Source organism: Staphylococcus debuckii, from assembly GCF_003718735.1.
Lineage (GTDB): Bacteria > Bacillota > Bacilli > Staphylococcales > Staphylococcaceae > Staphylococcus > Staphylococcus debuckii.
This window is the reverse complement of sequence record NZ_CP033460.1, coordinates 1,308,198-1,322,851: the sequence shown is the minus strand read 5'-3', so window position 1 is coordinate 1,322,851 and position 14,654 is coordinate 1,308,198. Positions and strand designations below refer to the sequence as shown.

Here is a 14,654-nt window from a genome sequence, read left to right as displayed (position 1 = left end):
TCAATTAAAAAGAATAAAGGGGCTGGATGTGTTGTTACCTGCAGAACGTCGTACTGAAATAATGAATCAATTAGCACAATATGAATTTTTAGAATTAAAAACACTACATAAAGATTTGGAAATATCGATGGAAACTTTGAGAAGAGATGTCCAGCAGTTAGTTAAAGATGAATTAGTACTAAAGGAATATGGCGGTATTCGTATTAATAAAGAGACTAATGGGGAGTCAGAAATCGAACGTCGGTTAGAAAGACATTTGTCTGAAAAAATGGTAATTGCTAAAAAAGCACTCAGCAAAATAAAAAATGGGGATTGTATATTCTTAGACAGCGGCTCAACTACTTTGCAAATTGCTAAAATGTTAGATACTAAAGAAAATTTAACAATTATAACGAATTCGATACCAGTTTTAGTTCAATGCATTAACCAAAACCATACGCTGATTTCTATTGGAGGTAAAGTTAGAGCTTCCGAACAATCGTTAACACAATTTGATTTTCTATTTAATTTCGAAAGGTTGAATATCAATAAAGGGTTCTTTTGTTGCAGCGGAATTTCAGTTTCACATGGAGTCACGGATTATAACATTGAAGAAGTTGAAACAAGACGTCGGATTCTCAATATCACCCAAGAAAAATATTTAACTGCAGATAGTAGTAAAATTGATAAAATTGTTGTAGCAAAAATAGGTAACCTAAGTGACTTTAATCAACTCATCAGTGATAGTAATCTCTCACAAGTTAAGTGCCGTATAATTGAGGAGCAAGGAATTGAAATCATATAGATGCATTTTCTATTCAAATAACCACTGCCAGGGTATGAATCAAGGGTTGGAACAACAATCTTTCCAACCCTTCATCTTATCTCTTAATTTTCAATCGGCACCCATACTTGTGCCACATAATCATCAGCGTCTGTATTTCCGTGTGGATAAAGTTCAATACCTGGGGCATTGCGATATTGATAGCCTAAATCAGATAGGACATCGGGGTTATATAGTCGCTCTGTTGTTTTTTGTAGCGTATATGGTAAAGGCCCTATCGCATCAGCTACTATATAATTTCCTTCAGGCAGAGTATACGGATATAATCCAGCAGCAGATTTTTTATCTGAAGTCACCGCAATTAAATAATTCATTCCATTTTCAGTAGGAATTACAATGCCTAAAAAACCTTGCAGTTTATCATTGCTAATAGCTTTTAACGTTTCAGGTTGATCAGACACGTTGAAATTCGCCCAAGCTTGCGGTAATCCTTGCTGTGCATCTTGCATCGTAGCATATTTACTTAATATACCTATTACCTGGGTTGTATCTAAATGCTTAATTTCGTATTCCATTTTAATCGCCCCGCAGTATTTTTTAATTTAATATTATTAAAATACCCTTTTAAAGTTGCAAGTTAACCTTTCCATAAAAAATAAAGCCGAAGAAGTTGTATCAACCTCTCCAGCTTTATGGTTCATTCAATCTTGCTTATTCATATTTAGCCTTCTTTAAAATTGACGATTTCATCAATAATAAACTCAGCAGCCATAATACCGCGTGTTTTTGCCCATAACTCACGGTTTACAATATGAATTCGATTATTTTTCTTAGCATTAATCGTATTATATACTTCTGATTGGCGTAATTTTTCAAGCGCATCTTCATCTTCTTTATCAACCATTAGAATTAAGCGTTCAGGGTTCAATTCTAATAATTGCTCGTCAGTTACCTTGAGGTAAGGCCCATCCTTGTATTCAGGATATTTGTTAGAATCTGCTTGTGTAATAGCAGATTTAAAGCCTAAACGTTTTAAAAATTGGCCGACGAAACTATTTGCATCGTGTCCGACAATGTAATCATCTGTGACTACTGCTGCTAAAGTTGATAAATTAGTATCAATTGAAACCTTCTCATCAAGTTGATTAATTTTTTGTTGGAAAATTGCTACATAGCGTTTAGCTAACTGCTCTTTAGAGATTGCTTTTCCAATCGTTTCGAAGATTTTCAAGCTCTCTTTATAATCACCTTCAAAACTTTCTAATAAAATTGTTGGTGCAATTTTTTGTAAATCTCTATAAATTTCGTGATGGCGTTGACCATCTGCGATAATGAGTTGAGGCTCTGCATCTTTAATTCTTTCTAAATCAGGATTACTTCTATGCCCGACTGAGATATAGTCCCCAACTTTATCTCTCATCGCTTCAAACAGGTTTTCTTTACTCCCGTCATCAGCAATAGCCGCTGGTTTGATTCCTAAAGCAAGCAGATCATCTACAAATGAAAATTCAAGTGCTGCCACTCTATCTACATTGTCTGCAATTTTAGTTATTCCAGCTTCATTTTTTACTTCAACCATATTATTAGTTACCTCCTTAAAATCCCTCTATGATAGTATACCCATAGAAATCTTAATCATTCTTGATTAACTATATTCGCAAAAATTTGACAAATAATTCGATACTATACTGTTATGTTAACACTTTTTTAATGTTGGAATAGTACTTTATAGATGAAAATAAGTTAACCTTTACTATAAAATGGGTATATCGAATAATTAGTTATATTAAGTATACATACTACAAATTAATTTCAGGAGCGACTATAGATGAAATCATTCTTTAGTTACCAAGTTTTACGTTTCCTAAAAATTAGTGCTGTGAGTGTTGTGCTCATGCTGATTTTTTTCCTTCCTGCATTCAATTCGGTCTTCCGACACGATTTAATTTTCAGCGGTGAAGGCGACGGCTTTAGACAAATGATGCCGTTTCAAATGTATTTATATAATCACATTACAAGTTTATCCAGCTTTTATGATATTTCATTTGGCTTGGGCGGAGATTATATGACGGATTTAGCATATTACTATTCGACTTCGCCCTTAACTTATCTTAATTTCTTTTTCGTTTGGATAGCAGAACATGTCTTTCAAATGAATCCACATATAATTGAATTTTGGCCAGGCAATCAGTTATTCTTTGCTATTTTCAAAGCTTGTTTAACCTATATTGCGGCTTATTATTTAATGCGTTACTATCATTTAAAGCGCTATACAGCAACGATTGCCAGTATCTTATATGCAGCTTCTAATGTGATGTTCTACTTTAATTTCACATGGTCATTCTATGGAGACGTCATGATTTACTTCCCTATTACTTTGCTTGGAGTAGAGAAGTTATTTCGAGAACGTAAAGCCGGTGTACTGATTTTAGGATTAGCTCTGACGTTAATGTCTAATTTTTATTTCAGTTATTATGAAGCGATTATTATTAGTGCATATTGTATTTATAGAACCATCTTTGTTTATAAAGCAGATATCATGACTCGAGCAGCTAAGATTTATACATCTATTATTACGGTAGTTATTAGTGCCTTTATCGGCAGTTGGGGATTTTTCACAGGAATCAGCTCATTTTTACATAATGATCGTAAACAAAATCCTATAGACTATCCATTTTTAGTTAATTTAATCGATACAGAAAAGCAAACATTTTTGTCCGGCTTTCATATCGTCTTATCTTTATTAGTGATTATCGCACTATTGCAATTTAAACTTTATAAACATTACTATTATCGCTTATTTGCTATTATGTCTTGGATATTTTTAATTGGTTCATTTACTAATGGGTTTGACAGCTTTTTTAATGGTATGTCTATTCCGCAAAGACGTTGGGTGTACATTTTGGCTATGAGTGCAGCTATTATCGTGGCGCTTATGATTCAGCATCTGGCTGAGTTATCATTGCGTTCTTTGCTGTTAGCCAGCTTGCCAGCTATCGCAATTTTTCTTTACTCTCACCACTTTATGCAAGGTAAATGGCACTGGTGGATGAGCACGGTTTTAATATTTATCGTATTAGTTGCGATTGTTCTATTATTCAAAGGTCGACAATATCTATGGATTAAAGCTGTTTTAGTCGCATTAATTGCCTTTCAACAACTTTGGTTAGCTTGGGATTATAACAATAATATCTTATTCCAATACCAAACCGATCGTAAACAAGTTATTAAATACGATTACTTCAGCCATCCGCTTAATAAAAAAATTAAAGAGATTCAAAAGAAAAATAACAACGATTTAATGCGTATTGATTATATGAGTATTTTCGGATTAAATTCTCCGCTTATTTATGGCTATAATGGTATTTCGCTTTATTCTAGTATTTTTGATGGAAAAATATTGAAATACTACGACAAAACGATGCAAATTAACATGCCTGTCGACAAAAATAGTACGTACCGTTTATTTAATAATCGTGCAAATTTAATGGCTTTATGGAATGTCACAGACCGTTTTAAAATGGGTTCGGATATGAATATGCCCTATGGGTTTAAATTTCAAGATAAAATTAAAGATGGAAAAGACGGCGATTTCTTACATTCAGCAAATCAAATCCATTACCCAAGTGCTCATATTACGACTAAAACTTATAATATGAGCGAGTTGAAATCTCCGTTAGATAAGGAACAAGCAATGTTGCAAGGTGTAGTATGGGATGGAAAGCAAAAAGGAAATTCTAAGTTTAAAGCAAATCCTAACCTTTTAAAAGATGCGTCATCTCAATTGAACGATGCAGAACGTATTGATAAAAACCACATTAAAGTTACAAAAGACCGTGGCGGTATGACTTTGCAGCTTCCTCAATCAGTTGCCGATCAATATAAAGATATGTACGTTGAAATGGATGTTGAGAAAGAAGCACCCTTCGGCGAACATTATGTAAAAGTCAATGAATACCAGCAAAAACGCAATGCCTCTGATTATAAATATAGACGCTTTGTAAGTCCTGTTACAATGAGAGTTAAAGCGTCACCTGATCTTAAGATTCAACTTGCTAAGGGTAAATATCGTTTGTCAGTGAAAGGAATTTACGGTGAAAACTATCATACACTTGAAAAAGCTGCCAAAGAAGTCACTCCAGTTAAAGTTAAAAAAGTAAACAACGGGCTAGAAATTACGAAACCTAAAGCTGCTCATGGTAATTTAGTTCTCCCAACCGCTTATCGTAACGGATTATATGCAGAAATTGACGGCAAGAAATATAACGTCAAACAAGGCAATGGCATCATGAGTGTGATTCCAGTTGAAAAAGGACAAACGCATATTTTATTAAAATACGAACAACCTTTTATTAAACCTATACTACTTATCACTATTATTGGAGTATTAGCAAGTATACTCTTGTGCCGTTGGTTAAGAAGAAAATAAATATATAAGAACTCTCAAAGTGCACGTGTAGCACTTCGAGAGTTCTTTTTTAACTTTTACACTAATAAAGTTATAGGTCTCTAAATAATACATTTTTAAGTTTTATAATTGTACAAAATCTACTATACAAACACGCCTCGACAAATTATAATAAGTTTATCAAACCAAAACTTTTTTGGTACGATGCCAGGATAACTTTATGGACGGGTATGTCGCTCTCTATAATCATTCAGCAAAGGACTCTCTTCGAATAAAAGCTCTAGAATATACAATAATATTTAAGTCCCTTTCAATACTTATTACTCACATTTTTATTTTCCAATTACTTCAACAAAATATATTATATAAACAACAAGAAAAGAGGTACCACTTTGGAACAAACTCACTTTAATACTCAACACTACTTATTAAACTTCATCAATCAAATCACGCATGGCTACAGACACCCCTTATCCTCCGACAGCACCTACAAAGAATTATTTGCTAAACTATATGAACTGTTGAATACTGAAGAAAAAATCGTGATTGAAAATGTTTTAATCACTGGTATACCGTTCGTCCGCATCAACCGCGAAACTTTCAACCAACTTACTGTATTAAATCAATCCGACTATCTTATACCTATTGGTAAGAATCGCTATTTTATTTCACCGCCATTTGTAAATGATTACAATCAACTTATTCTAAATCAAGAGTATTCTTTCCTTCGCGACGTAAGTACTCGTATTTATAAAAAAATCGGTCATTATGCACTTGCAGAAACTCACCGAAGAGCATACGAAAACTTAACGCTAGAAGAATGTTTGAACCAAAACTTTGACTCAAAAGAACTTGCATTTATTTGTATGTTGCTTAAAATTGATCTTTCAAATCATATAAATAGCGCAGAACAATGCCAACTGATTGCAAATGAAGTATTGAAAGATTATTACATGCTAGAAAAACTCTTCGAACTTATCCCTTCTATCAGAATCTTATTTTCGCTCATGATACTAGAAGATAGAAACAGTTATTTGGGTGCTACTGAAGAAAACCGTTCTTTAGCGACTTTTATGCTCTTTAAAAATAGCACATATGAGATTATGTATTTGCCTATAGATGTTTTTAATCATTTAAAAGCATTCTTTAAAGACAAAAATATTGATCCCTCCCACATATTAAAAAATTCTATACTTAATTTTTCCTCTAAATTAATGTCTGAAGATAACGAAGAAGAACTCTTATGTTCCTTAATCGATAATCAACTCAATGAACAAGATGAAAAAATATTAATAGAAGCTTTATGTAACGATTATCTCTATGAAGATTTATTTTCTAGTATGAACGAAATGGAAAATGAAAAATTTCAGTTTTATGAGTCTTTACTTCAATTATATGGATTTCTCCCTTTAAAAATCGTAAAAATAATTCATGATAAATACTTTGACCAACCTAAAAATATCTTCGAAATTAAAAGAGAAATCAACTTTTTCTATAAAGATATTGGATTCAGTTTAACAGAAGGATATTTCGTCAAACCTATACTTGAAGATGCTTATTCTATGTTAAGCAATATTTACCACGATATTCCCTACTATATTCCAGAAACACTTAATGAGCTTATTTATCATAATTCAAAATCTTCCTATATTAATTTATACGAAATTCAAGACAGTATCACTTTCTTTAAAAGACATATTCATATTCCAGAAGAGTTTGAGAAAAATCCTAAACCTTTAATAAAATTATTGGTTATTGAAGAACTCATTATTCCAAGTATTAAGACGTTACCTTTTGAAAGTGATATCAAAGATACAGTTGAAGATTGGAAGACTCAAGGGTTATTTAAAAAAGCTTCAGTTGAGAAATTGCAAAAACATGCTTTGAATTTATATCGTCATTTACGCTTATGGACGCTTAGAGGACATACTATTTCTGAATACCACCAATTACGTCGGGCATCCCGAAATCAATCATCACAGAAAGATAAAATAAAAGTCATCGATATTGAGAATTTAAAAAAATAATTGAATATGGAAACACTGAATTATAATAAATAAAGGAGCCGGCGAAAATCTTTGAGATTTTCATCGGCTCCTTTTTTGCGGCTACATTTGAATACTAGCCTTTAGGATAAAGAAACTCTTTTATTTTTCAGTGTTGTCTTTGTCTTCATTTTTGCGTTTTCTGAAGAACATCATTAATCTACCGATTGCGAACATTAATGAAGCATATTTCGGATCTACAGATGTAGAATCTTGACCTGTATTCGGTAATACTTTCGCTTTATTTTTATTCGCTTTATTTTTTGCAGTTTCTTTAGTTGTGTGGTGCTTATGCTTAATGTTTGTTTGACTTGCTGGTTGAGTTACAGAATTTTCAACATTTGTTTTTGTTTTGTCAGTTGGTGCAACCGTTGTTTTTTTCGCTTCTAGATTATCAATTGCTTTATTGATAGCTTCAGTAGCATTTTGAATTTCTTTTAGTGAAGCTTTCTCCGTACCTTTAATAATTGATTCACCATTTTTCACAGCTTCTTCTAATACTTTAACTGATTGTTCTGTGCAATTAGAAGTTGACGTTGTTTTAGCTCTATCAATAGCTTTTTTCAATGCATCTAAAGCTGCTTGAATTGCATCTGCTTTGTCTTGGTCCGCTTTTGCTTGAACCGCTTTGTTCAATGCATCTTTGGCTGCATCTACTTCTGCTTGAGTCGCATTCGGATCCGCTTGTACTGCTTTTGCTTTATCTAAAGCATCTTTTACGGTTTTGTCTTCAGCATCTGCAGGATTTAAGTTACCTAAACCTTCTGCTGCTTGAATGGATTTTTCCAATTCTTCTTTATCTGCTTTTTTAACTAAATTATTTTCGGTTTGTTTTAAAGCTTCTGTTGCTTCTTTGATTTCATCCATAGATTTGTTATCCGCATCAGCGACAACTGCATTTCCTGCAGTTTCTTTTTCGTTTAAAGGTGCTACAGTGTTTGGAGTATAGTCATCTTTATTCAGTTTTTCAACTTTCGCAAGTTCTGCTTTCAACTCATCTAAAGCATCTTGTTTCGCTTTCGCTGCGTCTGCGCTATCTTTAGCATCTTGATCTTGTTTTGCTTTGATAGCGTTATCCAAGTCGGTTTTCGCTTGATCTACTTCTGCTTGTGTCACATTTTGGTCCTCTTGAACCGCTTTCGCTTTATCCAAGGCATCTTTTACGACTTTATCTTCAGCGTCTTCAGAATCCAAGTTGCCTAAACCTTCTGCTGCTGTTATTGACTTGTCTAGTTCCGTTTTATCTGCTTTTGCTTGTAAAGCGTCTTTAGCATCATTGATAGCTTTTACAGCTGCTTTTAACTCTTCTGGTGTTTTATTAGCAGCGTCTGCTTTTACAGTTTCCCCAGCTTTGACAGCATCTTCTAAAGGTTTTACACTATCTGGCGTGAAATTATCTTTAACTACTGCATTGGCTGCGTCGATTGCTTTATTCAATTCATCTAAAGCGTCTTGATGCTCTTTCGCAGCAATTGCTTTATTTAAATCGTCTGTAGCTTTTTGAACTTCTTCAGGAGTCGCATTTAAATCTCCTTCAACTTCTTGTCCAGCTAATAAAGCTTCATGTACAGCTTTATCTTCAGCATCATTATCATCTAGGTTCTCATAAGCGACCGCTTTATCTAATGCTTCTTCAAGCGCTGTTTTATCTGCACGTTTAACAAGAGCAGCTTCGGCATCTTTCAATGCTTTCGTCGCTTCTTTGATTTCGTCAACAGATTTATTATCTGCATCTGCTACTACTGCCTCTCCTGCAGTTTCTTTTTCGTTTAAAGGCGCTACTGTGTTTGGAGTGTATTCGTATTTATTTATCGCTTTCACTTTCGCAAGTTCTGCTTTCAACTCATCTAATGCATCTTGTTTCGCTTTCGCGGCATCTGCGCTATCTTTAGCATCCTGATCTTGTTTTGCTTTGATTGCATTATCCAAGTCAGTTTTAGCTTGATCCACAGTTGCTTGATCTGCATTTTGATCTGCTTGAACTGCTTTTGCTTTATCCAAGGCTTCTTTTACCGTTTTGTCTTCAGCGTCTGCAGGATCTAAGTTGCCTAATCCTTCCGCTGTTTGGATAGAGCTGTTTAAACCGTCTTTATCTGCTTTTGCTTGCAAGCCTGCTAAAGTATCCTTTATGGCTTGTGTTGCTTTATCAATTTCTTCAGCAGTTTTACCTTCCGGCGCATCGATAATTGCTTGACCTGCGTCTGTCGCATCAGTTAAAGGTTTAACACTGTTTGGTGTAAATTCGTCTTTATTTACTGCTTTTGCTTTTTCAAGTTCTGCTTTCAATGCATCTAGAGAGGCTGAGATTGTATCTGCTTTGTCTTGATCAGCTTTTGCTTGAATCGCTTTATCCAAAGCATCTTTTGCTGCATCTACTTCTGCTTGCGTAGCATTTTGGTCTGCTTGAACTGCTTTCGCTTTATCCAAGGCTTCTTTTACGGCTTTGTCTTCAGCGTCTGCTTGGTCTAAGTTGCCTAAACTTTCTGCTGTTTGGATTGAGTTATTTAAACCATCTTTATTGGCTTTTGCTTGTAATGCATCTTTAGCATCATTGATAGCTTTCGCAGCTGTTCTTAACTCTTCCGGTGTCTTATTAGCGGCGTCCGCTTTTACAGCTTCACCATCTTTAACAGCTTCTTCTAGAGATTTCACTGAATTTGGTGTGAAGTCGTCTTTAGTAACTGCATTGGCTGCGTCGATTGCTTTGTTCAATTCATCTAACGCATCTTGGTGTTCTTTAGCTGCGATTGCTTTATTTAAATCATCTGTAGCTTTTTTAACTTCTTCAGGAGTCGCATTTAAATCTCCTTCTACTTCTTGTCCAGCGATTAAAGCGTCATGTACAGCTTTGTCTTCAGCGTCGTTATCATCTAAGTTCTCATAAGCGACTGCTTTATCTAATGCTTCTTCAAGTGCTGTTTTATCAGCTTTTTCTTTCAGTGCATCAATCAATTGATTAATTTCTTTAGTTTTATCCATTATAGTTGGTACATCTGCTGAAGAAGGGTCATCTAAAATGCTTTGTCCTTCAGTAGTTGCTTTTTTTAATGGTGCAAAACTATCAGGTGTATAATTTTCTTCTTTCAGAGCTTTAGATTTGTTTACTGCATTTCTTAATGCTTCAATCGCATCAGCTGCAAGTTTATTTCCGATTTCATCTTCAAGGTTCCATGTTGCTTCTTTAATTTCTTGAGGTGTAGCGTTTGGATTATTTTGAACGGCAATTGCTGCATCTAATGCATGTTTTAATAATCGATCAGTTGCTGAGTTGTTTAATGGTTCTAATCCTTTAGCTACTTCAATTATTTTATCCAATTCTGATTTATCAGGAACAAGTTGATTGATTGCATCATTGATAAGTTTTGTTGCTTCTTTCAATTGCTCAGTTGTAGCTTGATTATCAGCTGTAAGTTTTTCTCCTGCTTGTTTCGCTGTATCTAACGGTGCGACAGATTGAGCAGTATAGTCAGCTTTTTCAATTCTTTGAGCGGCATCGATTGCTTTATTCAGTTCATCTAAAGCATCTTGACGTTCTTTTGCTGCAACTGCATCATTGATATTTTTAGTCGCTTTTGCTACTTGTTCAGGAGTCGCATCTGCATCGTCTTTAACTTTTTGACCTGCTGCTACAGCATCTTGAACCGCTTTATCTTCTGCATCTGCAGAATCTAACTGGCCTAAAGCATTTGCTTTCTCGATAGCTTTTTCTAAATCACCTTTATCAGCACGTTTTACAAGACCGGCTTCTGCATCTTTCAACGCTTGAGTTGCTGCTTTAATTTCATCAGTAGTTTTAGCATCTGGTGCAGCTACAATCGCTTTTCCTTCGTTTTCTTTGTCAGTTAAAGGTGCCACACTATCTGGCGTGAAGTCATCTTTATTGATTTGAGCTACTTTCTCAAGCTCTGCTTTCAATTCTTTCAGCGCATCTTCTTTTGCTTTGGCTGCATCTGTTTTTTCTTTAGCGACTTGATTTTCTTTCGCTTTGATTGCGTTATCCAAATCAGTTTTAGCTTTATCAACTGCTGCTTGGTTAGCATTTTGATTCGCTTGAACTTCTTTTGCTTTATCTAATGCATCTTGGACTGCTTTATCTTCTGCATCTGCAGGATCTAATTGACCTAAACCTTCAGCTTTAGCGATGGATTTTTCCAATTCGTCTTTATTCGCTTTTTTAACCAAATCGTTTTCAGCTTGTTTTAAGGCCTCAGTCGCTTCTTTGATTTCATCCACAGATTTATTATCTGCATCGGCTACTACTGCTTTTCCTGCAGTCTCTTTTTCACTTAAAGGTTGCACTGTTTCAGGTGTATAGTCATCTTTGTTCAATTTTTCAACTTTTGCAAGTTCTGCCTTCAAAGCATCTAAAGCGTCTTGTTTAGCCTTAGCTGCATCTGACGCTTCTGCTTTTTCTTTTTCATCTGCTGCCTTCTTAGCATTGACTGCATTATCTAAATCTGTTTTAGCTTTATCGACAGCTGGTTGATCTGCATTTTGATTCGCTTGAACTTCTTTTGCTTTTTCTAAAGCATTTTTAACGGCATCATCTAAAGGATTTCCAGCTTTTAAAGGTGGTAATGCTTCAGCAGCCGTAATTGATTTATTTAATTCGTCTTTATTCGCCTTTTGTTTCAAAGCATCTTTCGCGTCTTTAATTTCTTGAGCCTTCGCATTGAATTGTTCTGGTGTTCCATTTTCAGGATGAGCAAGCAATGCTTCTCCTTCTGCTACTTTATCTTCTAATGCTTTAACACTATCTGGCGTGTAATCATCTTTATTTACCGTCTTAGCATCAGCTACTGCAGCTTTCAATGTATTTAAAGCTGCATTCGGTTGAACTGTATATTCAAAGGTGCTCGTACTTGTATTATTAGAAGCGTCTGTTGCTGTTATAGTAACAGTAGATGTTCCTTCAGCAGTTGGTGTGCCCGTAATTTGCTTTGTTGCTGGATCAAACGTTAATCCTGCTGGCAAACCTGTTACTGTTAAAGTCGGCGCAACTTTAGAATTATCATCTGCACTTAAAACAATAGGTGTAATAGGTGTAAATGCTTCGCTTGTTTTATTTTCAACTGTATCTATAGTTGGTTTTTGTGTATCTGCTACTGTAAATGTAAATGTTTTTTCAGTCTTTAGACCTGCATGGTCAGTTGCAGTAATAGTGACTGTATTATTACCTAAAGCAGTTGGCGTACCGGAAATAGTGTTAGTCTTTTCATCAAAAGTTAATCCCGCTGGCAAGCCTGTTACTTGAGTAGAGGCTACACTACCACTGTTATCCGTTACATCTAAAACAATTGGTGTGATAGGAGCATTCAATTCGCCAGTCGCTGCTGGCACTTCACCAATCTCTGGTGCTTGGATATCTTTAACTGCATAGACGATAAATTGAGATGCGTTCGTCAGTTTAATATTACTTGCAGCAGCATTATATTCTGGTGCTAATGAAGTATCTTTACTCACTAATTGATAACCTTTGCTTTGCAAATACGCACTATGGTCTAAAACATCTACAACAGAATCGATGTCACCAGAAGTACGCAATGGTTTATCAATCGGCTTTTGCAAATCTTGATCAACAAAATACTCTGCTAATAGAGCTGCAGCTGTATAAGTAAATTCATTGATTTTAACTTGTTGTAAATTGTAACCTCCGCCAGTTGATGCAGTGATTCCTAAGGCATAAACATCTTTATGCGTATAATTAAAGTAATTCTTCATATTTTGCTTCCAAGTTTGACCAGCATAAGTAATAGTCATATCCTTAGTATCGCCATCATAATCAATTGTAAAAGGTCTGAATTTATTATCTTCAGGCGGTTCATTGAGCAATGCCGCTTTCCATGTTCCTGTACCTGGTTGTGTAGTAACTCTGCCGTTGCCGTCTGCCCACACGAACGCACCAAATGCGCCTTTAGTGTCAAAAGGTTTTGGATCAGGTCCGGCTTTCTCAGCAGCTTTAGGAGAATTATTAACATAAGTATCTAATTTGAATCCAAAAGCAAATGGTAATCCCCCTACACCAAGAGCTGAACCATATAAACCTAAGTCATGTGTTTTGCCAGGGTTGAACGCAAATGAAATTCCGTCTCCGCCAGCCTCTCCATTTTTCGGATGTCCTTCGTATTTGTCACCGAGGTTCACTTCTCCTGAAAAATGGAAATCTTTATTGACATTTAATTTAGTATCAAGTGTAATAGCACCTTTTTTACTCGGTTCGTTAGGTGTTAATGTAGCAATACCTGTTTCTGGGTCATAACTCGCATCATCTACCGTCCAGAAATAATCATTAAAGTTGTCTTTAGTTACTACAACCTCATCTTTAAGATCCGTATTAATATCGAAAGCTGCACGTGTTGAATAAACAGGTTCATCTTCTTTTCTAGGAAGCACAGCTTTAGGGCTATAGAATTCTTTTTCAGCTAAACCTCGTTTAAATAATAATTTAGTCACTTCAGCTTTAATTTCTTCAGCAGTTAATCCTTCAGTGTCTATGAGAGCTAAAGCTTCATCTACTTCTTCAGTACTGCGTTGAGCACTCAGTTCAGCTTTTACTTTTTCTACCTTTTGTTCAGTAGCCAAACTTTCTGAAGCGATATTGTTTTCTGTATGCACAGGGTTTACTTCTTTATTTTCCTTTGCTTCAGGCGCTGGCGTTGCTGCTTGATGCTCAACTTCATCTGTTTTAGAGTTGTCAGCTTTTACTTTACTTTCTGCTTCAACTGATTTTTGTTTAGTTTCTTGATTTTCAGTTGGCTGTTCAACTTTAGAATCAACTTCTTTTGTTGCTTCATTTTTAACTTCATTTTTTGGTTCTTCAACAGTTTCTGGTTCTTTAACTGGTTGCTTATTTTCATTTTCAGCTTGTTGTGCAGCTTGGTTATCAGCCGCTAATGCTTTTTCTACAACTGCTTGTACAGACGCTTGAGAAACTGCATTCTTTATTTCATTAGTGAAGCTGCTGCTCTGTTCAGCACTCAAATGTTGTAATGCGGAAACTTGTTGTAATGCTTGGTTTTGAACATCTTTCAAGTTATTTGCTGAATCATCTTTGTTAAGTTGTGTTGCAGTTTCTGATGGAACATTTTGTGTTTCTTGCGTAGAGGAATGATTGTCATTCGTTTCATTAGCTACTTCAGCCTCTGTTGGATTATCCGTTTCTTCAGCTGCTTGTGTCTCAGTATTATGACCTAGGAACAAAAGTGATCCAATAAGAATAGATGCTGTACCTACAGTGAATCTTCTAATGGAATATTTGTTCTTTAAGTTAGGTAAAAAATCCAACTTTTTCATAGGGTACCCTCCAAGAATAGTATATTTTAAATCTATTTTTATTATAATAGTACTTTGTGCAACTGTATATGATACTGTAATTATGCATATTTAATCCTTTTTTATTAATTTCCGGATTTTTTTGCCTGCATTTATATGTTATTGG

Annotated in this window: 6 protein-coding genes; 3 read left to right on the top strand and 3 right to left on the bottom strand. The window is 35.0% G+C overall.

Going from position 1 to position 14,654, the window contains the following annotated elements; genetic code table 11:
• Positions 1 to 31 precede the first annotated feature (31 nt).
• The gene (locus CNQ82_RS06220) at positions 32 to 784 is read left to right on the top strand and encodes a DeoR/GlpR family DNA-binding transcription regulator (protein ID WP_123144548.1); all 753 of its coding nucleotides are present in this window, start codon (positions 32 to 34) and stop codon (positions 782 to 784) included.
• An 83-nt stretch (positions 785 to 867) separates the two neighbouring features.
• Here the strand turns inward: CNQ82_RS06220 and CNQ82_RS06215 are convergent, their stop codons facing one another.
• A complete protein-coding gene (locus tag CNQ82_RS06215) occupies positions 868 to 1,338 on the bottom strand; it encodes a GyrI-like domain-containing protein (protein WP_123144547.1) in 471 nt (156 codons plus the stop codon).
• Positions 1,339 to 1,484: 146 nt separating this feature from the next.
• Positions 1,485 to 2,342: an ABC transporter substrate-binding protein gene (locus tag CNQ82_RS06210; protein ID WP_123144546.1), complete on the bottom strand. Its 858-nt coding sequence runs from the start codon at positions 2,340 to 2,342 to the stop codon at positions 1,485 to 1,487.
• Between the two features lie 249 nt (positions 2,343 to 2,591).
• Here CNQ82_RS06210 and CNQ82_RS06205 point away from each other — a divergent pair, with 249 nt between their 5' ends.
• Both CNQ82_RS06205 and CNQ82_RS06200 read left to right on the top strand, forming a co-directional pair.
• Positions 2,592 to 5,192: a YfhO family protein gene (locus CNQ82_RS06205; protein WP_123144545.1), complete on the top strand. Its 2,601-nt coding sequence runs from the start codon at positions 2,592 to 2,594 to the stop codon at positions 5,190 to 5,192.
• Between the two features lie 371 nt (positions 5,193 to 5,563).
• Complete coding sequence (locus tag CNQ82_RS06200) at positions 5,564 to 7,198, top strand: hypothetical protein (protein ID WP_123144544.1); 1,635 nt, start codon at positions 5,564 to 5,566, stop codon at positions 7,196 to 7,198.
• A 120-nt stretch (positions 7,199 to 7,318) separates the two neighbouring features.
• Here CNQ82_RS06200 and CNQ82_RS06195 read toward each other — a convergent pair whose 3' ends face one another.
• A complete protein-coding gene (locus tag CNQ82_RS06195) occupies positions 7,319 to 14,509 on the bottom strand; it encodes a lectin-like domain-containing protein (RefSeq protein WP_123144543.1) in 7,191 nt (2,396 codons plus the stop codon).
• Between the last annotated feature and the right edge of the window lie 145 nt (positions 14,510 to 14,654).